The sequence below is a fragment of the Ensifer sp. 4252 genome, from assembly GCF_050434565.1.
Taxonomy (GTDB): domain Bacteria; phylum Pseudomonadota; class Alphaproteobacteria; order Rhizobiales; family Rhizobiaceae; genus Ensifer.
The window spans coordinates 1-26096 of sequence record NZ_JBNDIU010000016.1 but is presented as its reverse complement, the minus strand read 5'-3'; the positions used below and the strand labels follow the sequence as shown (position 1 = coordinate 26096).

At 63.0% G+C, this 26096-nt stretch carries 27 protein-coding genes; 11 read left to right on the top strand and 16 right to left on the bottom strand.

The window, feature by feature from the left end; translation table 11 throughout:
• Nucleotides 1-43 precede the first annotated feature (43 nt).
• Nucleotides 44-1180 carry an alpha-hydroxy acid oxidase gene (locus ABIE33_RS24485; RefSeq protein WP_025428016.1) on the top strand — a complete coding sequence of 379 codons (1137 nt, stop codon included), beginning with the start codon at nt 44-46 and terminating at the stop codon, nt 1178-1180.
• Between the two features lie 172 nt (nt 1181-1352).
• On the opposite strand, the gene ABIE33_RS24480 is transcribed toward ABIE33_RS24485, so the two are convergent.
• The 6 genes from ABIE33_RS24480 to ABIE33_RS24455 all read right to left on the bottom strand — a co-directional run bounded on the left by ABIE33_RS24480 (nt 1353) and on the right by ABIE33_RS24455 (nt 5133).
• The gene (locus tag ABIE33_RS24480) at nt 1353-1754 is read right to left on the bottom strand and encodes a VOC family protein (protein WP_429130414.1); all 402 of its coding nucleotides are present in this window, start codon (nt 1752-1754) and stop codon (nt 1353-1355) included.
• Between the two features lie 103 nt (nt 1755-1857).
• Nucleotides 1858-2220, bottom strand: a complete 363-nt coding sequence (uraH, locus tag ABIE33_RS24475) for a hydroxyisourate hydrolase (protein ID WP_429130413.1) — start codon at nt 2218-2220, stop codon at nt 1858-1860.
• Between the two features lie 13 nt (nt 2221-2233).
• Complete coding sequence (locus ABIE33_RS24470; RefSeq protein WP_429130412.1) at nt 2234-2731, bottom strand: ureidoglycolate lyase; 498 nt, start codon at nt 2729-2731, stop codon at nt 2234-2236.
• Between the two features lie 90 nt (nt 2732-2821).
• Complete coding sequence (gene uraD / locus ABIE33_RS24465; RefSeq protein ID WP_429130411.1) at nt 2822-3325, bottom strand: 2-oxo-4-hydroxy-4-carboxy-5-ureidoimidazoline decarboxylase; 504 nt, start codon at nt 3323-3325, stop codon at nt 2822-2824.
• Nucleotides 3325-4254, bottom strand: a complete 930-nt coding sequence (gene puuE / locus ABIE33_RS24460; RefSeq protein ID WP_429130410.1) for an allantoinase PuuE — start codon at nt 4252-4254, stop codon at nt 3325-3327. The genes uraD and puuE overlap by 1 nt, the downstream gene beginning before the upstream one ends.
• A 78-nt stretch (nt 4255-4332) precedes the next feature.
• On the bottom strand, nt 4333-5133 hold the full coding sequence (locus tag ABIE33_RS24455; protein ID WP_429130409.1) for a DUF1045 domain-containing protein: 801 nt from the start codon (nt 5131-5133) through the stop codon (nt 4333-4335).
• Between the two features lie 281 nt (nt 5134-5414).
• On the opposite strand from ABIE33_RS24455, the gene ABIE33_RS24450 reads away from it, so the two are divergent.
• Nucleotides 5415-5804, top strand: coding sequence for a PRC-barrel domain-containing protein (locus ABIE33_RS24450; protein ID WP_429130408.1), 390 nt, complete (start codon nt 5415-5417; stop codon nt 5802-5804).
• 66 nt (nt 5805-5870) lie between these two features.
• On the opposite strand, the gene ABIE33_RS24445 is transcribed toward ABIE33_RS24450, so the two are convergent.
• Nucleotides 5871-7013, bottom strand: a complete 1143-nt coding sequence (locus ABIE33_RS24445) for an NAD(P)/FAD-dependent oxidoreductase (RefSeq protein WP_429130407.1) — start codon at nt 7011-7013, stop codon at nt 5871-5873.
• Nucleotides 7014-7051: 38 nt separating this feature from the next.
• Here ABIE33_RS24445 and mnmD point away from each other — a divergent pair, with 38 nt between their 5' ends.
• Both mnmD and ABIE33_RS24435 read left to right on the top strand, forming a co-directional pair.
• On the top strand, nt 7052-7771 hold the full coding sequence (gene mnmD / locus ABIE33_RS24440) for a tRNA (5-methylaminomethyl-2-thiouridine)(34)-methyltransferase MnmD (protein ID WP_429130406.1): 720 nt from the start codon (nt 7052-7054) through the stop codon (nt 7769-7771).
• A gap of 134 nt (nt 7772-7905) precedes the next feature.
• Complete coding sequence (locus ABIE33_RS24435; RefSeq protein ID WP_429130405.1) at nt 7906-9492, top strand: trimethylamine methyltransferase family protein; 1587 nt, start codon at nt 7906-7908, stop codon at nt 9490-9492.
• A 75-nt stretch (nt 9493-9567) separates the two neighbouring features.
• On the opposite strand, the gene ABIE33_RS24430 is transcribed toward ABIE33_RS24435, so the two are convergent.
• A complete protein-coding gene (locus ABIE33_RS24430) occupies nt 9568-10017 on the bottom strand; it encodes a host attachment protein (RefSeq protein ID WP_429130404.1) in 450 nt (149 codons plus the stop codon).
• 127 nt (nt 10018-10144) lie between these two features.
• Complete coding sequence (locus ABIE33_RS24425; RefSeq protein ID WP_429130403.1) at nt 10145-10819, bottom strand: helix-turn-helix transcriptional regulator; 675 nt, start codon at nt 10817-10819, stop codon at nt 10145-10147.
• Between the two features lie 95 nt (nt 10820-10914).
• Between ABIE33_RS24425 and ABIE33_RS24420 the strand changes: the two genes are divergently transcribed.
• The 3 genes from ABIE33_RS24420 to ABIE33_RS24410 all read left to right on the top strand — a co-directional run bounded on the left by ABIE33_RS24420 (nt 10915) and on the right by ABIE33_RS24410 (nt 14189).
• Entirely contained in the window at nt 10915-11214 is a 300-nt protein-coding gene (locus ABIE33_RS24420) for a hypothetical protein (RefSeq protein ID WP_429130402.1), read from the top strand.
• A 19-nt stretch (nt 11215-11233) separates the two neighbouring features.
• Nucleotides 11234-12337, top strand: coding sequence for a DNA alkylation repair protein (locus ABIE33_RS24415; RefSeq protein ID WP_429130401.1), 1104 nt, complete (start codon nt 11234-11236; stop codon nt 12335-12337).
• 298 nt (nt 12338-12635) lie between these two features.
• Nucleotides 12636-14189, top strand: coding sequence for a DEAD/DEAH box helicase (locus tag ABIE33_RS24410; protein ID WP_429130400.1), 1554 nt, complete (start codon nt 12636-12638; stop codon nt 14187-14189).
• A 101-nt stretch (nt 14190-14290) separates the two neighbouring features.
• Here the strand turns inward: ABIE33_RS24410 and ABIE33_RS24405 are convergent, their stop codons facing one another.
• From ABIE33_RS24405 to ABIE33_RS24395, 3 genes are all read right to left on the bottom strand, one after another.
• Nucleotides 14291-15172, bottom strand: coding sequence for a DMT family transporter (locus ABIE33_RS24405; protein ID WP_429130399.1), 882 nt, complete (start codon nt 15170-15172; stop codon nt 14291-14293).
• 85 nt (nt 15173-15257) lie between these two features.
• Nucleotides 15258-15710: a GyrI-like domain-containing protein gene (locus ABIE33_RS24400; protein WP_429130398.1), complete on the bottom strand. Its 453-nt coding sequence runs from the start codon at nt 15708-15710 to the stop codon at nt 15258-15260.
• 105 nt (nt 15711-15815) lie between these two features.
• The gene (locus tag ABIE33_RS24395) at nt 15816-16685 is read right to left on the bottom strand and encodes a LysR substrate-binding domain-containing protein (protein ID WP_429130397.1); all 870 of its coding nucleotides are present in this window, start codon (nt 16683-16685) and stop codon (nt 15816-15818) included.
• Nucleotides 16686-16765: 80 nt separating this feature from the next.
• Between ABIE33_RS24395 and ABIE33_RS24390 the strand changes: the two genes are divergently transcribed.
• The 4 genes from ABIE33_RS24390 (at nt 16766) to ABIE33_RS24375 (ending at nt 21271) form a co-directional block, all read left to right on the top strand.
• Complete coding sequence (locus tag ABIE33_RS24390; protein ID WP_429130396.1) at nt 16766-17854, top strand: YeiH family protein; 1089 nt, start codon at nt 16766-16768, stop codon at nt 17852-17854.
• Nucleotides 17855-18089: 235 nt separating this feature from the next.
• Nucleotides 18090-19484, top strand: a complete 1395-nt coding sequence (locus ABIE33_RS24385; RefSeq protein ID WP_429130533.1) for a circularly permuted type 2 ATP-grasp protein — start codon at nt 18090-18092, stop codon at nt 19482-19484.
• A gap of 4 nt (nt 19485-19488) precedes the next feature.
• Nucleotides 19489-20427 (top strand): alpha-E domain-containing protein, encoded by a 939-nt coding sequence (locus ABIE33_RS24380; protein ID WP_429130395.1) that lies wholly within the window; start codon nt 19489-19491, stop codon nt 20425-20427.
• A 16-nt stretch (nt 20428-20443) separates the two neighbouring features.
• On the top strand, nt 20444-21271 hold the full coding sequence (locus ABIE33_RS24375) for a transglutaminase family protein (protein WP_429130394.1): 828 nt from the start codon (nt 20444-20446) through the stop codon (nt 21269-21271).
• A gap of 101 nt (nt 21272-21372) precedes the next feature.
• On the opposite strand, the gene ABIE33_RS24370 is transcribed toward ABIE33_RS24375, so the two are convergent.
• The 4 genes from ABIE33_RS24370 to ABIE33_RS24355 form a co-directional block, all read right to left on the bottom strand.
• Nucleotides 21373-21978 (bottom strand): hypothetical protein, encoded by a 606-nt coding sequence (locus ABIE33_RS24370; protein WP_429130393.1) that lies wholly within the window; start codon nt 21976-21978, stop codon nt 21373-21375.
• Between the two features lie 275 nt (nt 21979-22253).
• The gene (locus tag ABIE33_RS24365; protein ID WP_429130392.1) at nt 22254-23840 is read right to left on the bottom strand and encodes a GMC oxidoreductase; all 1587 of its coding nucleotides are present in this window, start codon (nt 23838-23840) and stop codon (nt 22254-22256) included.
• A gap of 310 nt (nt 23841-24150) precedes the next feature.
• Entirely contained in the window at nt 24151-25890 is a 1740-nt protein-coding gene (gene araD, locus ABIE33_RS24360; protein WP_429130391.1) for an L-arabinonate dehydratase, read from the bottom strand.
• Nucleotides 25891-25943: 53 nt separating this feature from the next.
• A partial coding sequence (locus ABIE33_RS24355) for an aldehyde dehydrogenase family protein (RefSeq protein WP_429130532.1) occupies nt 25944-26096 on the bottom strand: 153 nt, incomplete at its 5' end.

The window sequence follows — 26096 nt, the reverse complement described above, 5'->3', positions numbered from 1 at the left end:
CGGCATCCCGCTCTGACCCTTGATTCAGATGAAGGCCGTTTCCATGACGCAAATCCTCGAAATCAGCGACCTCAAGGCTCTCGCCAAGCGCCGCGTACCGAAGCTCTTCTTCGATTACGCCGACAGCGGCGCCTGGACCGAGGGCACCTATCGCGCCAACGAGGAAGATTTCGCCAAGGTGAAGCTGCGCCAGCGGGTGCTGGTCGACATGACCAACCGCTCGCTGGAAACGACGATGATCGGCCAGAAGGTGTCGATGCCGGTGGCGCTGGCGCCGACCGGCCTCACCGGCATGCAGCACGCCGACGGCGAGATGCTGGCAGCCCAGGCGGCCGAAGCCTTCGGCGTTCCCTTCACGCTGTCGACCATGAGCATCTGCTCGATCGAGGACGTCGCCTCGGTGACAACCAAGCCCTTCTGGTTCCAGCTCTACGTCATGCGCGAGCGTGAATTCGTGCTCAACCTCATCGACCGCGCCAAGGCCGCCAAGTGCTCGGCACTGGTGTTGACGCTCGACCTGCAGATCCTCGGCCAGCGCCACAAGGACCTGCGCAACAGCTTGTCGGCGCCGCCGAAGCTCACCCCCAAACATCTCTGGCAGATGGCGACGCGGCCGGGCTGGTGCATGAAGATGCTCGGCACCAACCGCCGCACCTTCCGCAACATCGTCGGCCACGCGAAAAGCGTCACCGACCTGTCCTCGCTCGGCGCCTGGACGGCAGAACAGTTCGACCCACAGCTGTCCTGGAAGGACGTCGAGTGGATCAAGGAACGCTGGGGCGGCCCGCTGATCCTCAAGGGCATTCTCGATCCGGAAGACGCCAAGATGGCGGCTGCAACCGGCGCCGATGCGATCATCGTCTCCAACCACGGCGGCCGCCAGCTCGACGGCGCCCATTCCTCGATCAGCATGCTGCCGCGCATCGTCGATGCGGTCGGCCACCAGATCGAGGTGCATCTCGACGGCGGCATCCGCTCCGGCCAGGACGTGCTGAAGGCCGTCGCCATGGGCGCCAAGGGCACCTATATCGGCCGCCCCTTCCTCTATGGTCTCGGCGCCATGGGCAAGGAAGGCGTGACCAAGGCGCTGGAAATCATCCGCAAGGAGATGGACATCACCATGGCGCTCTGCGGCAAGCGCGATATCAACGACGTCAACCGCGACATCCTTGCGGATTGATCCCGCGCGCCAACCAGCCAAGCCGGATTGCCTGGAAATGGGCGGCTTCGTAGCCGACGTCCAACAATTGTGTGGAATGCCTGCAGTTCCAAAATCGGTCGCATAAGCTAAACATATGCGACCGATTTTTACGGCGAACCGTCCTTCAGCACGGGCGGCTCAGTCGCAAGTTTCAGGATTGATGCAGATCGCCCGAAGGTCCAAGAGTTTGCGGCTCTCCGATCTCTATTGCGTGCCCATCGGGGTCATAAAAGCGGAACACCCGCTGCCCCCAGGCTTGCCGCTCAATCGGGTGGATCAGTTCCACTTGCGGTGCAATGCTTTCGAAGGCCGCCTCGATATCCCCATGCTCGAAATAGAGCAGCAGGTTCCTTCGCCCATAGGGTTCCTCCGCAGGAGCGACTTCCCGCCAGACCGTCTGTTCCAAAGAACGGCCCTCGTGGATCGCAAAGCCGGTATCAAAGAGAACGAAGTTCCCGAAGTCCTCCAACACCGTCAGACCGAGCGTCTTCTGGTAAAATTCCCTGGAGCGGTCGATGTCGCGGACGAAAGGGATGGGATTGATGAAACGCATCGAATTCCTCTCGTGACGTTCAAAGTCGTTTCGTACAAATCCCTGTGACGGCGACGGCTTTCGACTGAACTGGGCGCCACCGCGAGTTTGCGCCCACCCGCGCTCAGCTGCCGCGATAGGTCGAGTAGCCGTAGGGCGAGAGAAGCAGCGGCACATGATAGTGGCTGGCCGGATCGGCAATGCCGAAGCGCAAGGGGATCAGGTCGAGAAAGGCAGGCTCCGGCAGCGCGGTGCCCGCTTTACGCAGATAGTCGCCGGCGTGGAAGACCAGCTCGTAGCTGCCGGTCATGAAGCCGACGCCTTCGACCATCGGGCCATCGACGCGTCCATCGCCGTTGGTATGAACGGTGCGGATCAATTGCCGCTCCTCGCCTTCGAGCCAATAGAGATCAATGCGCAAGCCCTCGGCCGGCTTGCCGAGTGCGGTGTCGAGGACATGGGTGGTCAGACGGCCGGTGCTGCTCATCACTGCTCTTCCTTCACATTGCGCTTTCGATGACGAAGGGCTCGTCGTAGGCATACTCTTCGAGATTGTTTCCCGGCCCATCCCGGTCGACAACGATGAAGTCGCTGACCGCGCCCATCGACATCAACGGATGGTGCCAGACATTGCGCCCGTAGTTGACGCCCTGCCGCCCGTTCGCCCGGAACACCCGCGGCGCGCCCGGTCGGCCGCCCTCGTCTTCGGCAACGATGACCAGCCAGGGCCGATCGTCGAGCGGCGAAAAACTCTGGCTGCCGAAGGGATGCCGTTCCATCATCGCCACCGCGTACGGGAAGGCACGCGGCTGGCCACGAAAGATATTGATGATGACGTTGGCACCCTCACCGACGACATCCGCACGCGCCAGGCCATGGAAGCGCTCGGTGGTGCCGCCGTTGATGTAGCGCATCGAAGCCGGATCGGTCTCAATGACCGTGCCGAACGGCGCAAAAGCATCCTGCGTCAGGGGTTCGATCGAAAGAATACGCGACATCAGGCCATCGCCCCGCAACGCTCATCGCAAGTGGCATGGTCCGGCTCGACTGCCCACTGTAGCGGTGAGAGCAGATAGCGAACGGGCAAGTCAGGCATTTTCGTCTCCTGGAAGCATGGATTGCAGCCGCAGACGAGCGATTTTCTCCACCTGCGCACAGGCGGTCTCAAATTCCTCTTCGGTCGAATTGTCAATGCGCCTTTCGAACGAGGCGAGAATATCGTTCTTCGTCAGGCCCTTGACGGCGATGATAAAGGGGAAGCCGAACTTCTGCGTATAGGCTTCGTTGAGCGCCGTGAAGCGGGCATGCTCCTCGGCCGAAAGGCGGTCGAGGCCGGCGGACGCCTGCTCGGCGGTCGAGTCCGCCGTCAGCTTGCCGGCGATTGCCAGCTTGCCGGCAAGATCCGGATGGGCGCGCAGCACCGCCAGCCTTTCGCGCGGCAGTCCGGCGCGAAACGCCTGGCAAAGTGCCGAGTGCACGTTGCCGGCTGAAAGTCCCGTCGCGGCCGCCCGGTCGTAGGCTCGTTCGGCAACCCACGGAGAATGCTCGAACACGCCGCCGAAGCGGCTGACGAAGGCGTCGCGATCGGACATCAGAGAGCCCCTTCCGGCTTGTGGTGTTCATACCAGTGACGGGCGATATCGATGCGCCGCGGCACCCAGACCTTGTCGTGCGACATGACATAGTCGATGAAACGTGCCAGCGCCGCAGCGCGGCCCGGACGACCGACCAGGCGGCAGTGCAGGCCGATGTTCATCATCTTGGCGTCGCCCTCCTTGCCTTCCTCGTAGAGCACGTCGAACGTGTCCTTGAGATAGGTGAAGAACTGGTCGCCCGAGTTGAAACCCTGGTTCGTCGCAAAGCGCATGTCGTTGGCGTCGAGCGTGTAGGGGATGATCAGATGCGGCTTGTCGGCCGTCAGTCCCGGCACCCAGTAAGGTAGCTCATCCGCATAGGAATCCGAGGAATAGAGGAAGCCGCCCTCTTCGAGGACGAGCTTCAGCGTGTTGTTTGAAGGTTTGCCCTGGTAGAGGCCGAGCGGACGCTCGCCGGTCAGTTCGGTATGCAGCCGAACCACTTCGCGGATATGCTCGCGCTCCACGTCCTCGGGGAAATCCTTGTATTCGAGCCAGCGCAGACCGTGGCTGGCGATCTCCCAGCCCGCTTCCTTCATGGCGGCGACCGCTTCCGGATTGCGAGCCATCGCCAGCGTCACGCCGTAAACCGTCAGCGGCACGTCGCGGCTGGTGAACATCCGCCAGAGCCGCCAGAAACCGGAGCGCGAACCGTACTCGTAGATCGATTCCATGTTGAGGTTGCGCTGCCCCTGCCAGGGCTGCGCACCGACGATCTCCGAAAGCAGGCTCTCGGACGCCGGATCGCCATCGAGGATGCAGCTTTCGCCGCCCTCTTCGTAGTTGAGCACGAACTGCACGGCGATACGCGCATCGCCTGGCCAGTTCGCCTTGGGCGGGTTGCGGCCATAGCCGACGAGGTCACGCGGATAGGTAGTCTCAGACATCAAATCACCCTTCGAATTTTCCGGAACGGTAACACCGCCGACCGGATTGTCGAGACAAAATGACGTCGGTGCAGACGGTTAACGGCTGGCCATCAGCGAGGCGACCATCCGCGACAATGGCGGGATAGGGCTTGGCGCGAGCGTCGCCTCGGCTGCCGCCTGCTTGATCCGGTCGGCCCGTTTGGCCGCCGAAATCTTGCCGAGCGGGTGTTGCGAGTGGACGCGCATCGGGGCGCCCGATTCCTGCTCGACGAACAGCGCCAGGCTGCCGATCGTGAGCGGCGGCGCCAGGCACGGTTCGAACAGATCCCGAAGCGGAGCCTCGATCCGGCGCATCGCGTCCTGATTGAGCGGCCCGGTCAGCATCATGTGAAAGCGATACTCATCCATCACATGAGGATCGCCCCAGCGATGCAGATTGGAAAACTGCGGTGCCGTCAGCCGGTCCGGGTCGGAGCGCTCGATCTCGTCTTCGCTGAGCGGCGCGCGGAACGCGTCGAATTCCTGGATGATGCTGGCGGCAAGCAGATGCATCGCCGTATTGGGGATCTGCGGCATCAGCCCCCAGCAGTGGCCGAGTCGGGCCACTTCCAGGCGCTCGATCTCGAACGGCGTCTGGGCGCCGGCAAAATGCATCAGCGCCTTGAGCAGCTGCGCCTCGTCCATGTCGGGGTGAAGCCGGAAGGGCGACATCACCATCGCCTGAAAGCCGAAGCGACGCGGGACGGCCGTATGGAAGGCAATCTCCGATGCCGTCAATCCGGAGATCGACGGCAATTCGGCCGGCTCGCCGGAATAGACGTTGCGGCCAAGCCAGCTGGCGGCAACCGCTGAAAGCGGATCGGCCATCGGCGGCGTGAAACAAATGGCGTAACGCATGCGCATGCTCCGGAAAACCGTTCTGGCACAGACCCGCGACGATCGATCTCGATTGTCGCCAGGGCGGGCGCGCAGGTTCAAAACCTTAGAGCCTCAACATTGCCCTCCCCGGGGAGACGCGGCGCTCTATTGCCCGCGTCTTAGGTGATTTGCGTGACAGATTGACGAAGTAAAAGGGGCAACCCTGGGGATCGCAGCCAAGTATACGGCCAGAACTTTCTCGGAACCATCCCGTCCAACAGCCGTTCCCTAGAGGTAGCAAACAACGATGGAGAAGAAGCGTGACCTATCAGAATGCGAACCTTCAGGACGCCAGGATCAAGGAAACCCATGACCTGATCGCGAGCGACAAGGTCGAAGGCACGAAGGTCTATGGCGCCGACAGCAAGCACATCGGCTCAATCGAGCGCGTCATTCTGGAAAAGCGCAGCGGTCGCGTCGCCTATGCTGTGCTCGGGTTCGGCGGTTTTCTCGGCATCGGCGAAGACCACTATCCGTTGCCGTGGGCGAAGCTGACCTATGATGAGAACCTCGGTGGCTATCGCACTGATGTGACTCGCGAGCAGGTCGAGCGGGCGCCGAAATATCATGGCAACGACGAATACGACTGGAACAGCGAGAACGGACGCCGCGTCTACGACTATTACGGCGTGCCGCCTTACTGGATGTAAGGATCGGGCTTTTCCACTGTCACATATGGGCTCCGCCGGCGGCGGGGCTTTTTGCATGCCAACGGCTTAAAGATGTTTCTCGCGAAGTGCCGCTATGTGATTCCGGCACAAGAAGGATTCCGGAACAGCGATCGACGACTGACCTGCGATCTCCTCGATGACGAAGCGCGCGAGGCGATGGGCGATGCCGAAGCTCACCTTGAAGCCGCCGGTCAGAACCGAGAGGTTTCCGTGATCCGGATGGCGCCCGACCATCGGCTCCCTTCCGGTCGATTTCGGCCGGATGCCGGCCCAGCGCTCGACCACCTCCGCCCCGCGCAGTGTCGGGACCAGCGCCTCGGCCCGCCCCTGCAGTTCATTCAACAGTTCATCCGTCGACAGCGGATCGGCATATTTGTTCTCGCTGGTGCTGCCGACAGCGACATGCCCGTCCTCATGGGCGACGATGTAGACGCCGTCGGTAAAGATGACAGGCAATTGCGGATCGACGTCGGCGAGAAGCAGCGCCGCCTGGCCCTTTACCCCGGTGCCGCTCGGTTCGCGGATGGGTCCGCACAGCATGTCGATCAACGGGAAGCTGCCGACGCCGGCGGCAAGAATGCAATGGCCGAATGAGATTTCCGTGCCGTCGTCGAGTTCGGCTCGGCCTTGACCGGGATGGATGGCCCGAACGCCGTTTCCCTCGACGATCCGCACGTTCGGCAACTGCGCCAGCGCCGCGCGCAGCACCGCCAGCATCTGGCGTGGGGAAAGCCGGCCGCCAAGTGTATCGAACACAAGCCCGAAGGCAGCCGCTTCCGCGCCCAGCCAGCCGGACGGCAGCTCGTCGCGCACATGCCAGAAAAACTGTCTGTCGCCCGCCTGCCAGTTTTGCAGCGCATCCTGCTCGTGGCGTATCGCGATGTCGCGCAGATGCGGTTTGGCGAGCGGCATGATGCGGCCGCTGCGGCGGTAACCTGCTGAAAGCCCGGTTTCAGCCTCGAGTGTTTCGATCTCGCTTTCGAGCGACACCAGCGCGTCGAACTGGAATTGTTTCTTGGAGTTCCATTTGTCCGGCATATGCGGCATCAGCGCGCCGAGGATGCCGCCGCTGGCGCCGGCACCGATATGGCGCTCTTCGACCAGCTGGACGTCCATACCGGCGCGCGCCGCCGTGAGAGCCGCCCAAAGCCCCATGATGCCGCCGCCGACGATCAAAAGTTCGCTCATCGATTGACCTTCTCCGGTGGTGGGATTATCGCCATCGCATGACAGGATCCGCCGCAGAACCGAACCAGCCCCCGGCCCATCAAAGCCTCGATTGGCACGAAGGCGATATGCCCTATTCCAGGGAATTTGGCGATCACTTTTATTGCCGCACCGATGGTCGGCTCGAATGCGGACATGTGTTCCTTGCCGGCAACGGCCTGCCCGAACGCTGGGCCTCCGGCGGTGCATTCACCGTCGGCGAACTCGGCTTCGGCACCGGCCTCAATTTCTGCGAAACCTGGCGGCAATGGAAAGCCACGGCTGCCGCGGGCGGCACGCTCCATTTCGTCAGTTTCGAGCGGTTTCCCATGCATGCAGACGAGATCGCCCGCGCCCTGTCGCACTGGCCGGAGATCGACGTCGAACGGCTGGCCCTCACCGGTCGCTGGCCGGCAACGAATGACGGCAGGATCGAGATCGATTTCGGCGACGGCGTTCGCCTGACCGTCGTCTGCGGTCCTGCTCTCAATGGCCTTAGCCAGGCGACAGAGCGCTTCGATGCCTGGTTCCTGGATGGCTTCGCGCCGTCGCGCAATCCCGACATGTGGTCGGAGGAACTGATGCGACTGGTGTTCGACAGCACCGCGCCCGGCGGCAGCTTCGCCACCTATGCCGCGGCCGGCTTTGTGCGTCGCAATCTGCAGGCCGCCGGCTTTACCGTCGAGAAGCGCAAGGGCTTTGCCGGAAAACGCGAAATGCTGCGTGGCGACAAGCGCTGAGCGCGGCAAACAGCCGGCCTCCGCGGGCGTTTTGACCGCCTTTACTCCACCAGAGAACTGAACTGTCGCAAATGACGGGGCACGATCGCTAAAAATCTGCGACAAAAATCCATCGGCAACGCGGTAGGTTTTTCATGAACGACGATCAGTTTCCGGATGCTGCGACAGGCGAAACCTCCTCAGCCCCGCTCGAGCGGCGACGCCGGCCTGGCGGCCGCAGTGGCGAGCGCACACGAAAATCCTCAGGCGGCAAATATCTCAATCTCGTCAACACCCAGAGCAAATCCTCGGTGCTCTCCGACGACGCGCTCGAGGCGATCCACGAGGCGTCGCTGACGATCCTCGAGGAGATCGGCATGGACGTCATCCTGCCCGAGGCGCGCGAGCGCATGAAGGCAGCGGGCGCCGATGTTACCCCCGGCACCGACCGCGTGCGCTTCGACCGCGGACTGCTCATGGACATGATCGCTTCGGTTCCCTCCTCCTTCACCATGCATGCGCGCAATCCGGCCCGCAATGTCGCGATCGGCGGCAACAACCTCGTCTTCGCCCAGATCGCCAGCGCGCCGTTCGTCGCCGACCGCGAAGGCGGCAGGCGCACCGGCAATCAGGAAGATTTCCGCAAGCTGGTGAAGCTTGCCCAGTCCTACGACATCATTCACACCACTGGCGGCTATCCCGTCGAGCCGGTCGACCTGCACGCTTCCGTGCGGCACCTCGACTGCCTCTCGGACATGGTGAAGCTTACCGACAAGGTCTTCCACGTCTATTCGCTCGGCCGCGAGCGCAACACCGACGGCATCGAGATTGCCCGCATCGGTCGCGGCATATCCATGGAGCAGATGGAGCGCGAACCGTCGCTGTTCACCATCATCAACACCTCCTCGCCGTTGCGTCTCGACGGACCGATGCTGCAGGGCATCATCGAAATGTCGTCGCGCAATCAGGTGGTGGTGATCACGCCCTTCACGCTCGCAGGTGCCATGGCGCCGGTGACGATCGCCGGTGCCTTGGTGCAGCAGAATGCCGAGGCGCTCTGCGGCATCGCCTTCACCCAGATGGTGCGGCGTGGAGCCCCGGTCATGTATGGCGGCTTCACCTCCAATGTCGACATGAAGACGGGCGCGCCCGCCTTCGGCACGCCGGAATACATGAAGGCAGTCATCGCCGGCGGCCAGCTCGCCCGCCGTTACAACATCCCCTACCGGACCTCCAACACCAACGCCGCCAACACGCTCGACGCGCAGGCAGCCTACGAGTCCGCGCTGTCGCTCTGGGCGCTGACGCAAGGGGGCGGCAACTTCATCATGCATGCGGCCGGTTGGACGGAAGGCGGGCTGACGGCCTCCTTCGAGAAGTTCATCCTCGACGTCGACATGCTGCAGATGGTGGCAGAATTCCTGACGCCGCTTGACGTCAGCGAGGACGCACTCGGCCTCGACGCCGTGCGCGATGTCGGCCCTGGCGGGCACTATTTCGGCACGCTGCACACGCTGCAACGCTATGAGACAGCGTTCTACTCGCCGATCCTTTCCGACTGGCGCAATTTCGAGACCTGGACGGAAGCGGGCCGGCCGACGACCTACGACCACGCCAACCGCGTCTTCAAGCAGAAGCTCAACGAATATGAACGGCCGCCGCTGGACCCGGCGATCGAAGACGAGCTCGACGCCTTCGTTGCGAAACGCAAGCAGGAAGGTGGCGTCCCGACGGACTTCTGACGGGACGCAGCAGTATCGTCTAGGGCGCGCCGGGAGGGCAAGGAACGCGCTTCCGCGCTTTCCCCTGAAAAAGCGTCAGGGATAGACGGCAGAGCGGGCGGTTGCGATCAGTTGCTCGATCGGCACCGTCACGCAATTGCGATCGATTTCGGCAACCGTCTTCTGCTTCACATTGGCGGAAAGCAACTTGCGCAGATCGCCGAGCGTTCTCGGAGCCGCGCAAATCACCAGGCTGTCGAAGGCGTTGTCGTTCAGATAACCTTCGAGCCTGCTGGCCACATCGACGGCAAAGCGATGCTTTTCCTCGCGCACCGGATCACTGCTGTACTCCATCGCCGAGCGGCCATGACCGACAGACGAATGGCTGCGCCCCGGCTTGTCGGCCATGATATCCTGGGCGCGTTTGGGGTCGGTGTGGATAACCTCTTCTTCCGGGTGCTGACGTTCGTCCTTCCGCAGGTTGACGCCCTTGACGAAGCGCGCCGTATTGCCATCCGCGGCCAGTATCCAAGTCCGGTTTTGCACGATTGTCTCCCATGAAATGATGTTGCTCGTGGGCAGGCCAGAGTAAGCCTTTAATAGAAACGGATGAAGGCCCATCCGGTTCCATGACTTCCTCGATTGGGCGCACTTTTATCGTGTGTTCGCAGCCTCACATGCGCGAGAGATAGGCGTCGAAGCTTCGCTCGGGCGACGGCTGGTAATGTTCGCGCTCAAGCTTCATCTCCCGGATGCGATCCACCCGGAAGTCGCGAAAGTCCTGGCGTAGCTCGCACCAGGTGGTCAGCAGCCAGTGATGGCCGAAGACGCTAAGGCCGAGCGGCCAAACGGTGCGCTCCGAACTCTGCTCGGCGAGGCTTTCATAGGCCATGCGTACCTTGCGCTCCTCCGCGATCGCCCGGCGCAAATCGCCGAGCATTGGCGGCGGCTTCGGCTGCAGCGCCGAGCGGAAAGCGCGGATCGGGGCGCTGCGCAATCGCGCCACGTGCTCGGGCGGAAGTCCGTGTTCGATCTTTTCCATCGCCTCGCGTGCGGCCTGCGCCAGCCGGTGGTCCCCGAGCATCTGCACGGCGCGCGCACCGAAGGCCAGAGCTTCGAGCTGCTCGAAGGTGAAGGCGAGCGGCGGCGCGTCGAAGCTTTCGCGCAGGAGGTATCCGACACCGCGCTCGCCGTCGATCGGCGCGCCCGAAGCCATCAGATGTTCCATATCGCGATAAATGGTGCGCCGCGCCACCTCCATCTTGTCGGCGATTTCCTGCGCCGTCATCGCCCGGCCGGTCGCCCGCATGAGCTGGATGATTCGAAACAGTCGGTCGGCGGGTCTCATTCGCGGTTCCTGTCTCGTATCGATGTCAGGTTATGGCCATAAGGCTGTCAGTTGCGCTGTGGTTAAGTCAAGCGGCAATCAACAGGGAGCAGGACATGACCACCAGGAGCATCCTCGAACTCGCCGTCTGCATCGTCGCGGACAGGCCGGCGGCCGCAGCCGCGCGCCATCGGGCCATGCAGGCCGTTTCGAACTACCCGGGCTTCATCTCCTGGCGCGCCGTCGGCTCATGCGAAACACCCGGCATGCTCGCGGATCTGGTCGAATGGGAAACGCTCGATGCCGCCAAGTCGGCGGGCGAACGCGTGCGCCGCGACCCGGATTTCGCCCCTTACATGGCAGCAATCAGCGCGGTAATGCTGATGCAGCATTTTGCGGTCGAGCAACAGATCTGAGCCGGGAGACTACCGAGAGATGGCGGAGCCACTGAAAAACCTGCTGCATCCAGGCGTCGTCACCGCAATCGCAGACCGCCTGAGCGCTGCCCGCCCAGCCTTCAACCGCGCAAGGTTCGAGGCGCTTGCCGGCGACAATCTCGAGGTGCTGGAGCTGATGCAACGATCGCTGCAGATCCGCGATGCGCTGATCGAAACGCTGCCGCAGTCCTTCCCGAAAGCCGCGGCAGCGCTCGGCGATTGCCTTCCCTCCGATGATATGCCCGGCCTCAGCGGCTGGGCCTTGCTGCCTGTCAGCCAATATGTCGCCGTGCGCGGCCTTGACGATTTCGAGCTCTCGCTGTCGCTGCTGCGCGCCTTGACGCCGCACTTCACCGCCGAGTTCGGAATCCGTGTCTTTATCGACCAGGACCAGGAGCGCGCGCTGGCGACCATCGGCTCCTGGGTAACGGACACCAATCATCACGTCCGGCGACTGGCGAGCGAAGGCACCCGCCCGCGCCTGCCCTGGGCGATGCGGCTGCCGAAGCTCATCCGCGATCCCCAGCCGATCCTGCCGATCCTGACAGCCCTCATCGACGATCCCGAGGACTATGTGCGCCGCTCGGTCGCCAACAGCCTCAACGACATCGCCAAGGATCACCCTGATCTGGTGGCCGGTTTCGTGGCCGAACATATGGCAGGCGCCTCACCGGAACGGCAGCAATTGCTGCGCCACGCGTCGCGAACGCTTCTGAAGCAGGGCCATGAGGCAGCCCTTTCGAACTTCGGCTTTGCGGCACCCGCAGGCATCGACGCAGTGTTCTCGCTCGACCGAGCCGAAATCACGCTCGGCGAAAGCCTCGTCTTCAAGCTGGCGGTCAGGCACACAGCCAAGACCACCCAGAAGATCATGATCGACTACGCCGTGCATCACCGCAAAGCCAACGGCACGACCTCGCCCAAGGTGTTCAAATGGACATCCGCGACGCTGGAGCCGGGCGCGACGATCGAGATCGAGAAGCGCCACGCGATCCGGACGATCACAACCCGTCGTTACTATCCGGGCGCCCATCGCGTGGTGATCCTCGTCAACGGCCAGGAGGCCGCTAACGCCGATTTCGAGCTGTCGGTCGGCGAATAGCCCCCACCTCATTTCGCACCTGCGAAAAGATGGACCTTGACTTTTAAGCCCAAAACGACGACATGGACGCAGCGTCACCTTCAGGCCGCCGCGTGAGCGCGCCCTCGGCAACACAGAAAGCCGTGAAGAAGGAAAAGCGCAACCATACGCCGTAAGCGGCGACAGCACAGGCGCTTGACGACTTTTTTCTTAACCCACAAGTTCCCAATTCACGCGGGGTTCTTGACGCCGAACGACACCGGAACAGCAGACTGCGGTTCCGGCGAATGCGTTTGGCGCCCCCAAAAGGTATATGCATTTGTCCACCTTTAAAGATCTTGGTCTTTCCGAACACATTCTGGAAACCCTGTCCGCCAACGGCTTCGAAAAGCCGACGCCGATCCAGGCGCAGGCCATTCCGCTGGTGTTGAAGGGCCACGACCTGATCGGTCTCGCCCAGACCGGAACCGGCAAGACGGCCGCCTTTGGCCTGCCGATGATCGAAAAGCTCGTTGCCGACGGCAAGCGTCCCGACCCGCGCAACATCCGCGCCCTGGTGCTGGCGCCGACCCGCGAACTGGTCAACCAGATCGCTGCCAACCTCAAGCTGTTCGTCAAGAAGTCCCCGCTGAAGATCGGCGTTGTCGTCGGCGGCGTCTCGATCAACAAGCAGACCGAACAGCTCGCCCGCGGCGTCGACATCCTCGTCGCAACGCCGGGCCGCCTGCTCGACCTCATCAACCGCAAGGCCGTGACGCTGACGCAGGGTCGCTACCTCGTGCTCGACGAAGCCGACCAGATGCTCGACCTCGGCTTCATCCATGACCTGCGCAAGATCTCCAAGCTCGTGCCGAAGAACCGCCAGACGCTGCTGTTCTCCGCGACGATGCCGAAGCTGATTGCCGAACTCGCCGGCGAATACCTGACCGATCCGGTCAAGGTTCAGGTCACGCCTCCGGGCAAGGCCGCCGACAAGGTCGAACAGTATGTTCACTTCGTTCCCGGCAAGGACCTGAAGACGACCATCCTCAAGAAGACCCTGACCGACAATCCGGATGGCCTGTCGCTGATCTTCAGCCGTACCAAGCATGGCGCCGAGAAGCTGATGAAGCATCTCGACCACGTCGGCTTCAAGGCCGCCTCGATCCATGGCAACAAGAGCCAGGGCCAGCGCGAACGCGCCCTCAAGTCCTTCCGTGACGGTGAGATCCGCGTGCTCGTGGCAACCGACGTCGCTGCCCGCGGCATCGATATCCCCGGCGTCACCCACGTCTACAACTACGACCTGCCGGAAGTTCCGGACGCCTATGTTCACCGCATCGGTCGTACCGCCCGCGCCGGCCGCGACGGCATCGCCATTGCCTTCTGCGCACCGGACGAAATCCGCCTGCTTCGCGACATCGAGAAGCTGATGGGCATCAACATCGCGGTTGCCAGCGGCGAAGCGCCTGCCGACCAGGCCCGCCCGTCCAAGGGACGCGGTGGTCGCGGCAACGGCAATGGCAACGGCCAGCACCGCGGCAATGGCGGCGGCGGTCAGCGCCAGGACGCCCGTCCGCGCCGCGAGCGCCCGGCCCGCCAGTCGGCCCTCGGCCCGAGCAGCTTTGCCGGTGACGACCTCCTGCGCGACGACCGTCCGCAGAAGGCGGAACACCGTGGCCAGCGCCCGGCCGGCCAGGGTCATGCCGACGGCCGTTCGGAAGGCAACCGCAACCACGAGCCCAAGAAGCACCACGGTCGTCCCGGCCAGAAGCCGGGCGAATGGCGCAACAAGGGCCCGCGTCCTGAAGGCCAGGGCGGCGACCGCCGCGAAGGCGGCCAGGGCGGCATGCGCCGTGGCGCCGGTGGCGGCAATCGCGGCCAGCAGAGCTAATCTGCACGCGCATTTCAGGGGAACCGCGTGAAGCGATCTCCATCAGGAAATGCCTGAAAACAAAGAAACAAGAACGGCGGGTCGCTTCGGCCCGCCGTTTTTTATGCCTGCTGCTTGCGGTTGGTGAGGTAGACGCCGGCAACGGCAATGACCGTGCCGATGATCATCGGCAGCGTCAACGCCTCGCCGAAGAACAGCCATGCCTGCACCGCCGCAAGCGGCGGCACGAGATAGATGAGCGAGGCCGCGCGCGACACCTGGCCGCGGCGGATGAGATAGAGCAGGAGCGCAATCGCCCCCATGGAAAGCCCCAGCACCGACCAGGCGAGCGCCGCAAAGACCTGCAGGTTCCAGGTGACGTGCAGGTCCTCGAGCATCAGGGCCAGCGGTATGGTGACGATCAAGGCGCCGAGATACTGAAGCGCCGCGATGGTGCGGATGTCGCCGCTCTGCAGATGCCGCTTCTGGTAGAGCGTGCCGTAGGTGACGGCCGCCATGCCCAGGACATTGATGATCACCGGCAACAGGTGGATCGGCGTTGCGCCGGTATCGATGACAAGCACCTTAGGCAGCACGGCAAGGGCGATGCCGAAGAAGCCGAGCACCAGTCCGAGTTTCTGTTGAACGCTGAGCTTCTCGTCAATGACGACGACGGCGGCAACGGCCGTCATCAACGGCTGCAGCCCGGCGATGATGCCCGAGATCGCAGCCGGCACGCCCTGCCCGATCGCCCACCAGACGGCGCCGAGATAAAGCCCGTGCAGGAACATGCCCGAGACGACCGCATGGGCTGCAGCCGACCAGGACGTCGGCCATTTCGCCCGGGTCACGAGACAGAAGCCGATGAAGAGCACGATCGCCAGGGTGTAGCGCAGCACCAGAAACGTCAGCGGATCGGCATAGACAGCCGCATATTTGGCGACGACCCAGCCGGTCGACCAGAGCAATACGAAAATGGCCGGAGCCAGGCGGGCGAGCGTCATTGACCTATCCGAACCAACAAAGGGAGGTCAGCCGCGATAGACGCGGGGACGTTGATGGTCAAAGCAATTTTTCTGATGGTGACGATCAGCCGATTGGAATCATCAACCGCAGCGACGACAGCGAGAGGGAGACGAAGCCCGGCTCGTATTCCTCGCGGTAGTGCAGCCTGCTGGTATCGACTGCCAGCCCTTCAGACGCGATCCAGTCGAACATGTGCTGATAATGCGCAAAGACGTCGGCATCACCAGGGTGATGCATAACGCTGACGAAGCGCATGGCCGGCAGGTCGACATAACCGGGGTGACGGGTCGTTTCCGCCGTCTCGGAGACGAAGCCGACGAGGTAGCGAAAACCGTCCGGTCGATCGTTCCAGGAAAGGCCGACGAGGGTCGGATGGTCCTTTGGATGGAGCCGCAGATGATGCTCCTGCATCTCCGCGATCAACCGGCGTACTGCACCGTCCGCCGCCTCGACGAAGGTTCCCTCCCAGAAGGAGCCGGCGATCCGCTGCGCCGGCCTTTCGACGATTTCGAACACGATTGCCACCTCTTGCCAACGAAGGGACTGAGCGCCGCCGCAAGCGGCCGTGATTATTGATAATCCAGCCGCGCCGGATCGCAATCACCTTTGCCTACAAGGCTGTCAGAGCAGATCGACGAAGGCGCGCGCCGCGCGGCTGAACTGGCGATCACGATGCGTCAGCAGCTCGAAGCTGCGCTCGGCAAGCTCGAACGGCAATTCCACCAGCCGGCCGCTGTCGACGAAGGGTTGGGCGGCAAGCCTGGAAACGGCGGTGATGAAGGGACCGCTTTCGACCGCCGTCAGCACCGCCTCGTTTGACGGCAATTCGAGCTCGACCTTAAGTTGATCGATATCCGCACCATGCGCCCGCATCGACTGCAGGAACATGGCGCGCGTCCCCGATCCCTGTTCGCGCAGCACCCAGCGGGCGCCAAGCAGCGCTTCGAGATCGACCGGCCGGCCGGCCAGCGCATGACGGGGTGGTGCATAGATCGCAATGCGGTCGACCGCCACGCTGCGATGGTCGAGCTTCTCCGCATCGACCCTGCCCTCGACGAAACCGAGCTGCGCCGTTCCTTCCTCGACCGCCTCGGCGACGACAGCCGTGTTGCGCACGGTCAGCTTCACGTCGATATGCGGATAATCGTGGGTGAAGCGGGCGAGACGGACCGGCAGCCAGTAGCTGGCGACCGTCTGGCTCGCGGCGATCGCCAGCGTGCCGCGGCGCAGATGCGAGAGGTCGTTGAGGCAGGCGGCCGCCGCCGTCGCGCGTGCCAGCACGGCCTTCGCCTCCGGCAGAAACGCTCTTCCCGCCTCGGTCAGCGCCAGCCCGCGGCCGACGCGATCGAACAACCTGACGTCGTGTTGCGTTTCAAGTGCTGCGATCGCCGCACTGGCGGCAGACTGCGTGACGTTCATTGCCTCGGCCGCACGCGTCATATGCAGACGCTCCGCGACAGCCACAAAAATGCGAAGTTGGTCGAGTGTCATAGAAAATCAATCGCAAAAACCGATCGGATTGACAAGAACAATCCGTTAGACAGATTCATCAATCGGACTAGGTTGCAGCCATGTCCAAATCGCATTCCCCATCGACCGCCCTCGCCTCCACGCTCACTTCCCGCATAACGCGCATCGCGCCGGGTTTGATCCTCTGTTGTCTCGTAGCATTCGCCGCCTTCATCCTCGAACGGTTCGAGGCAAGTTGGACCGGTCGCCCCTGGCTCGAAGCGCTGGTGATCGCCATCCTTCTCGGCGCGCTCCTGCGCACCTTCCGGACGCCCGGCGATCGCTGGATGGCGGGTATCCGCTTTTCCTCCCAGCTGCTGCTGGAAGCGGCGATCGTCCTGATCGGCGCGACACTCAGCTTCAAGGCCATCCTGGCCAGCGGCCCGGTGCTGCTCGCCACCATCGTCGGCATCGTTTTTCTCTCGATCGTCTCCGGTTATCTCATTGCGCGCTTGCTCGGCCTGCCGAAACGAATGGCGACGCTGATTGCCTGCGGCAACGCCATCTGCGGCAATTCGGCAATCGCTGCCGTCGCACCGGCGATTGGCGCCGATGGCGATGAAGTCGCCGCCGCCATTTCGTTCACCGCAATCCTCGGCATTGCCGTCGTCCTCACCCTGCCGCTGATCGGCGGCTGGTTCGGCATGTCGCCCTATGGTTTCGGTGTTTTGGCCGGCATGACCGTCTATGCCGTGCCGCAGGTGCTGGCGGCGGCCGCTCCGTTCAGCGCCCTCTCAGTGCAGGTCGGCACGCTGGTCAAGCTCGTGCGCGTGCTGATGCTGGGCCCGGTCGTCTTGTGCTTCTCGATCATCAACCGCGAGGGCGAAGCGCATCCGCTGGCGCCGAGACTGCCTGCCGGTAAGCGCCCGGCCTGCCTGGCCGCATTCGCGCATTTCGTTCCCTGGTTCATCCTCGGCTTTCTCGCCGTCGCGGTCGCCCGCAACGGCGGCATGATCCCCGACGCAGCCGCCGCAGGCGCCGCTCACCTCGCCACGTGGCTCACCGTCATCGCCATGGCGGCACTCGGCCTGGAGGTCGACATCCGCAAACTCGCCGATGCCGGGCCGCGCGCCAGCGCCGCCGCCATGCTGTCGCTTCTGGTTCTGGCCGGTTTGGCAGCCGCGGCGATCATCGTTTTCGGCCTGGGCTAGTTTACCGGGCGCGCCCAAATTTCAAGCATTTGCTTATTTTCCAGGACGCCAACATCGAGGCGCTTTCGATCGCGGACCGTCCCAGCCCCATTGTTGGGCATCTCTTTGCCCGAAGGCAGCAGGATAATGCGCCAAAACTTTCTTTTCCGGCGACTGTGCACGCTTCTTGCATTGCATCCAGCGTTGTACTCAAATGGTCAAAAATAAGGGGACCACGCCTTTGGCATTTGACGAAATGATGAATGCGGACAGCAGTCCGCGCCAGCCATATTCGACCTATCATTTATGGTATGCCAGCCAGGACAGAAATCGGCTCATAGCGAAATCAAAGGACGCCGAGAACATCTTCCGGAAAACCGGCATCACCTTCGCTGTCTACGGACACGCAGACTCCTCCGAAAAGCTCATCCCCTTCGACCTTATCCCCCGCATCATTTCCGGCCGAGAATGGCGCAAGCTCGCCCAGGGCATCGAACAGCGGGTCATCGCGCTCAACGCCTTCCTCGACGACATCTACCACAAGCAGGAGATCATCCGCGCCGGACGCGTGCCGCGCGAGCTGGTCGAGAAGAACGTGGCGTTCCTGCCGCAGATGATCGGCTTCCGACCGCCGGGCGGTGTCTACACCCATATCGTCGGCACCGACATCGTGCGCACCGGCGAGGATCAGTTCTACGTGCTCGAGGACAATGCCCGCACGCCGTCCGGTGTCAGCTACATGCTGGAAAACCGCGAAACGATGATGCAGATGTTCCCCGAGCTCTTCCATCAGAACCGCGTGCGCCCGGTGGAGAACTACCCCAACCTCTTACGCCAGAGCCTGGCGTCGCTGGCGCCCCCCGGCTGCAGCGGCAAGCCGCGCGTCGCCGTGCTCACGCCCGGCATCTATAATTCCGCCTATTACGAACATGCCTTCCTCGCCGACATGATGGGCGTCGAACTGGTCGAGGGATCGGACCTGCGCGTTATTGACGGCAAGGTGAAGATGCGGACCACGCGCGGCTACGAGGCGATCGACGTGCTCTACCGCCGCGTCGATGACGACTTCCTTGATCCTCTGACATTTCGCCCAGAGTCTGCGCTCGGCGTGCCCGGCATCATGGATGTCTATCGCGCCGGCAACATCACCATCGCCAATGCGCCGGGCACCGGCATTTCCGACGACAAGGCGATCTATTCCTACATGCCCGAGATCGTCGAGTTCTACACCGGCCGCAAGCCGCTGCTCGAAAACGTGCCAACCTGGCGCTGTTCCGAGCCGCAGAGCCTGAAATACGTGCTCGAACACCTGGAAGAACTGGTGGTCAAGGAGGTGCACGGTTCCGGCGGCTACGGCATGCTGGTCGGCCCGACCGCCAGCAAGAAGGAGCGCGCCCTCTTTGCCGAAAAGCTCAAAGCCCGCCCGACCAACTACATCGCCCAGCCGACGCTGTCGCTGTCGACGGTGCCCATTCTCGTCAACAAGGGCATCGCGCCCCGGCACGTGGATCTTCGTCCCTACGTCCTTGTCTCCGACAAGGTGCAGATCATTCCCGGCGGCCTGACGCGCGTCGCCCTCAAGGCTGGTTCGCTTGTCGTGAATTCCAGCCAGGGCGGCGGGACCAAGGACACCTGGGTGCTGGAGGATTGAGACCATGTTGGGAAGAACTGCAAACGGTCTCTACTGGATGTTCCGCTACATCGAACGCGCCGAAAACAGCGCCCGGTTGATCGACGCCGGCCTGCGCATGGCGCTGACCCGCAGCGGCGCAACCGAGGGCGATTGGGACGGCGTGCTGCAAAGCGCCGGCGTGCGCGAACTCTATGACGAAGTACACGAGGCGCTGACGAGCATCGACGCCATCGATTTCCTGCTGCGCGACCGCAGCAATCCATCGAGCGTGATGTCCTGCATCGAGGCGGGTCGCCACAACGCCCGCATGGTCCGCACGGCGCTGACGCGCGAGACCTGGGAAGCGACGAACGAGTGCTACCTCGAAATGAAGGCGATCCTCTCGAGGAAGGCGCGTCCGACCGACATGCCGGAGATCATCGACACGATCAAGCGGCGCGCCGGCCTCATCCGCGGCGCCTTCCACGGCACGATGCTCAGGAACGAGATCTTCAACTTCTCGCGCATCGGCACCTTCATCGAGCGGGCCGACAACACCGCACGCATCCTCGACGTCAAGTATTACGTGCTGCTCCCCGCGGTCGTCGCCGTCGGCTCGTCGATGGACAATGTCCAGTGGGAATCGATCCTGCGCTCGGTCTCGGCGCACCGCGCCTATGGCTGGGTCTATGACGCCGAGCTGAAGCCGGCGAACATCGCCGACTTCCTGATCTCCAACGGCCGCATGCCGCGATCACTCGCCTATTGCTACGAAAAGATCGCCAGCAACCTCGGCTATCTCGAACGGGAATATGGTGAGCGGCACGAGGCGCACGAGACGGCGGACCGCACGCTTGCCGCGCTGCGCAGCCGCTCGATCACCGACATCATGGACCAGGGCCTGCACGAATATCTCGAGGATTTCATCAGCCAGAACAATCGTCTCGGCCAGGAAATCTCCGACGGCTATCGTTTCAACTGAGTTTCGGGAGGACAGCATGCACCTGAAAATCAGCCACACGACCGAATATCACTATGACGAGCCGGTGCAGTATGCACTGCAGCGGCTGCGGCTGACGCCGATCACCGGCATCGGCCAGACCGTGCTCGGCTGGCAGACCCTCGTCGACGGCGCCGCCGTGGAGGTGAGCTACGACGATCACTTCGGCAACCGCGTCCATCTCGTCAGTGTCGACGGCGACCAGGAGGCGATCCGCATCGCCGCGAGCGGCGATGTCCACACCGAGGATCGCGCCGGCGTCTTCGGGCCACATCAGTCCTACGTCCCGCTGTGGCTCTATGCCCGCGAAACGCCGCTGACCAAGGCGGGCAAGCTGATCCGCGATCTGGCGAAATCGGCCGAGGGCGACACCGATCTTGCCCGCATGCACGCGTTGATGGCGATGATCCATGCGGCGGTGGTGTACAAGGCCGGCGAAACTCATGCGGAGACGGCGGCGGAGGACGCGCTCGAGGCCGGTCACGGCGTCTGCCAGGACCATGCCCATATCCTGATCTCGGCAGCCCGCTCGCTCGATATGCCGGCGCGCTACATCTCAGGCTACCTGATGATGGAGGGGCAAACGGAGCAGACAGCGAGCCACGCCTGGGCCGAGGTGCATTTGCCCGGCCTCGGCTGGGTCGGCTTCGATGCCGCCAACAAGATCTGCCCTGATGACCGCTATGTGCGCATTGCCTCCGGCCTCTGCTACCGCGACGCTGCCCCGATATCGGGTCTGATCCATGGCGAGGCCAACGAGACGCTGAAAGTATCGGTGACCGTCGAGCAGCAGGCGCAAAGCCAGAGCCAGACGCAAAGTCAGTAAGGCGCTAAAGCGGCGCTTCCGAGCGCCCCTTCGAACCAGCCTACACCCGACCCCGACAGCAGCATGCGCCAGCGAATTGGCGGGCTAGCAAGACGCTCAGCCTACCGTGAGGCGCTGGACTGCAACAGCCGGCAGAGCGAAACCAGCCCGCTGTCATAGCTGCCGCCAACCACATCGCGGCAGCGTTTGAGCACCTTGCGCCGTTCGCCTGCGGACATGTCGTTGAAAGCGGCCAATGCGACGCCCGGCGAGACAACACCGCCTGACCCGCCATTGCCGTTGCCTGGGCTGCCACCGCCCGAGCTACCGCCAAGGCCGAGACCGATACCGTTTCCACCTCCGGCATCGGCGTTGACACCGGCAGTTAGGCCATTGCCCCCGCCGACATTGGCGTCGACGGTGGCCTTGAGACCATTGCTGCCCTCGAGCCCGACTTTCGCATCGCCATTGACGCCCCGGCTGCCCCCGATCGACGCGGTGGCGTCAGCGTCGATGCCACGCGAGCCGCCGAGCGACGCACCGACATCGGCGTTCACGCCATTCGATCCACCAGGGGAAGCACCGACATTGGCATTGAGCCCGTTCGAACCACCAACAGAGACCCCGACATTGAGACCGCCGCCATCGACACTCTGGCCGAGAGAGGGTGCGGCGAGCGCCACTGTCGTCAGAAGACCCAGCGACAACGCGATAAGATTCCTCCGCATGATCGTCCTCCTTCTCAAATTCAGGGTCGGAATGGCCCTGACCAATGAGATACGCCTGAAGACCACGGCAGGTTTCGCGGAATATATTAGAAGTCTATTACTTTCAGGATCGTGGATAATACATTGCTGCTGCGAAAGCAGCTCGCGCTTCTTTTTGAAACGATTGACCGACCGGAAGCGGTGCAATCACTGCGCGGCCGGTTTTCCTGGTGAGTTTTGGGTGAGTCGTCGGGAAGGATTGCATCGCACGTCGACCGTTCTAAGCACCGGCAAGGCTATCCGCGGACGACCTGCAGCAGATGGTCGGCAAGCCGATGGGCGAGCGCCACGACGGTAAAGGTTGGCGTGTCGTTTCCAGCCGTCGGGAAAACCGAGCTGCCGGCGACGAAAAGGTTATCGGTACCGTGGACCTTGCATTGTGTATCCACGACCCCCTGACTTGGGTCAGCGTGCATCCGCGTCGTGCCCATGTGATGCCAGGTCCACATCGGCTTATCGAACCCGCTCATTTCCTCTGGTTTGACGATCAGCTTGCCCAGGCCGGTCTTCGTCAACTCGCTGCCTAATATGGTGATCGTACGCATGACGGAATCGATCGTTTTTCCCGAAAGCTGCCAGCGGAGATTGACCATCGGCAATCCGAAACGATCCTTCTTGTTCGACAGCATGACGCGACTTTCCGGCTCCGGCTCCGGTTCCACGATGTGAAGCAGGCGAAAGGAACGAAGAAGGCTTGAGGGCCGCACGAGATGCATGAGCCAGGTCCAACTGACGAGACCCTCCTTGCCCGCCGCGCGGACCGCCGACTTCGCCTCGACGCCGTGCAGCCGTTGCTCCCTGTAGGCGAGCAGTTTCTCTTTCATCGCCTGCAGCTTGGCGGTGTCCTGGCCGATGAAGCAAGGTTCGAGCCATGCCCGATAATTGAGGAGCTCCTCGCGCTGCTGCAAATCCGCCGGCAACGTCAGCCCATTGACGAGGTAAGGGCGTTGTCGCGTGTAACTCAATGCGTCGCGGATCCGCTGGCCGCGCGCGATCCGGATTCGATCCAGAGCGTTGAGAGTTTTCAGAACACTGCCATTGGCCGGCACCAGCGTGCCGATGGAAAATCGCGGATGGTCCATGAAAAACCGCCCGGCGGTTCTGTCGTCGCTCCCCGGGCCGCCGCTCAGCAACAAGAGACGTGCGTTCTCGATGCCACCGGCGGCAATCACGAACGTCCGCGCTCGGATGTGAATGGTTTCATCAGCCCCGTTTTTGACGACCGCCGATCCGACCGTGCGCTTGTGTTCATCAAACGAAAGATAGAGCAGCGTGGAATGCAGGAGAATGCTGACATTTTCAGCGCTTTCGAGGGCATGCCGCAGGCGTTTGCCGGGCCGATTGTGCCGACAGAGCTCGAGATGATCGACGGAGATGATGTCGGACCGCCCCGGAAACAACGGTTGCCGCTGGCCAAGCGCCTCGACATCCGCAATGCCGAGGGTTTTCTGCGCGCGCCGGTAATAGGGAAGCAGATGCTCCCGGCCGAAGGGCCAGCCGCTGTGCCGGACCCAAGGGCGTACCGCGAAATCCTGCTCGTCGAGCGGCTTGCAGAGACCGCCCCAGCCCAGAGCCTGCGTGCTGCCGCCCAAACCGCGCAGCCTGCAGGTGTCGAGTTCGGCATAGGTGAGCCCCGTGCTTTCGCCCGCTGAGAGATCATTGGCCGTCGGGATCGCATCGGCGCCTCCGCTTTCGAGCACGCAGACGGAAACGCGTCCACCGGCGAAATCCGACGCGATGGTCAATCCGCTCGCACCGGCCCCGACGATGCAGATGTCAAACGTCTTGTCGGCGGGAATGTCGATCCGTTCACGTAGGATCATACGTCACCCGCTTTGCTGCAAGTGAACGACCGGCACCACGGCAGAGCAACACACACCTCCCGCGAATACAGACGAAGCTTAGATCAATAGCCTTAGATGCCACGCTGCGACGCTCATCTGCCTCCTTCAGACAGGAAGAGAGCAAGCGTCGCAATCCCCGAAATTCTACTCCACCTGCATCATTACACTGTATCCAGGCCGCGTGAAACTCGCGAACTCGACAATTTTAAGGCTATGCTAAAATAAAGCAGTTAAGGCGCGCCGATGCCGAGGATAATCCGGCATCGGCGTGACCTCGTGACTTAATCGGCTAATGGCTGTCGCGTTCGACGACAGATCCGCGGGTACCGACCAGGAAGTCGAGGTCGGCGCCGGTGTCGGCCTGCATGACCGTGTTGACGTAGAGGCCGCCATAACCGCCCTTTTGCGGCTTCACGGGAGAAACCCAGGCCGCGCGGCGCCGGGCCAGCTCTTCGTCGGAAACATCGAGCCGGATGGTGCGGGCCGGAACATCGACGGTAATCATGTCGCCGTTCTCGACCAGCGCCAGCGGACCGCCGTCGGCGGCTTCCGGCGCGGTGTGCAGGATGACGGTGCCATAGGCGGTGCCCGACATGCGCGCGTCCGAAATGCGGATCATGTCGGTGATGCCCTTCTTCAATACCTTCGGCGGCAGGCCCATGTTGCCGACTTCGGCCATGCCCGGATAACCCTTCGGGCCGCAGTATTTCAGCACCATCACGCAGGTCTCGTCGATGTCGAGATCATCGCGGTTGATGCGGGCGTGATAGTCTTCGATGCTTTCGAAGACCACGGCGCGGCCCTTGTGCTGCATCAGGTGTGGCGATGCAGCCGATGGCTTCAGCACGCAGCCCTTGGGCGCCAGATTGCCGCGCAGCACGGCGATGCCGCCCGACTGCGTCAAGGCCTTTTCGCGCGGCACGATGACGTCGTCATTGTAGTTGGTGACGTCCTTGACGCCGTTCCAGATCGTGTCGCCGGTGACGGTCAAGGCTTGCCTGTGCAGGAGGCCCATTTCGCCGACGGCCTTGATGACCACGGGCAGGCCGCCTGCGTAGTAGAATTCTTCCATCAGATGCTTGCCCGACGGCTGCAGGTTGACGATCGTCGGCACGTCGCGGCCAAGCCGGTCCCAGTCGTCGAGCGTCAGATCGACGCCGATGCGGCCGGCCAGAGCCAGAAGATGCAGCACCGCATTGGTGGAACCGCCGACGGCGCCATTGACGCGGATGGCATTCTCGAACGCTTCCCTCGTCAGAATGTCGGACGGCCTCAGATCTTCCTTGACCATGTCGACGATACGACGGCCGGAAAGCTGGGAGATCACTCGCCGGCGGGCGTCGACGGCGGGAATTGCCGCATTGCCCGGGAGCGTCATGCCGAGCGCTTCGGCCATCGATGCCATGGTCGAGGCCGTGCCCATGGTCATGCAGCTGCCGGCCGAGCGAGCCATGCCCTGCTCGGCGTCCATGAACTCGGCGAGCGACATCTCGCCGGACTTCACCATTTCGGAAAACTGCCAGATGGCCGTGCCGGAGCCGACATCCTTGCCGCGCCACTTGCCGTTCAGCATCGGACCGCCGGAAACGAGAATGACCGGGATGTCGACGCTGGCAGCCCCCATCAGCAGACTCGGCGTGGTCTTGTCGCAGCCGCCGAGCAGCACGACGCCATCGACCGGATTACCACGGATCGCCTCTTCGACGTCCATGGCCGCCAGGTTGCGGAACATCATCGCCGTCGGCCGCAGCGTGCTCTCGCCCACCGAAAAGACCGGGAATTCGACCGGGAAGCCGCCGGCCTCGTAGACGCCGCGCTTCACCCGTTCGGCGAGATCACGCAGATGCGCGTTGCACGGCGTCAGCTCCGACCAGGTGTTGCAGATGCCGATGATCGGCCGGCCGTCGAACGTGTCGGCGGGCAGGCCCTGGTTCTTCATCCAGGAGCGATGCATGATGGCATTCTTGCCCGTGCCGCCGAACCATTCCTGCGAACGCAGCTTGCGCGGCCACTCAGCTTTCTTCTTCATCTTATCCTTCCTTGAGCGGCCCGCGCCGAAACGCGGGCCCTGGACGGCGCCCCTTAAACCAGGGTGTAGGCCGTCTTGACGGTTGTGTAGAATTCGGCGGCATAGCGACCCTGCTCGCGCGAGCCGTGGGAGGAGCCCTTGCGGCCACCGAAGGGCACGTGGAAATCGACGCCGGCGGTCGGCAGGTTGACCATCACCATGCCGGC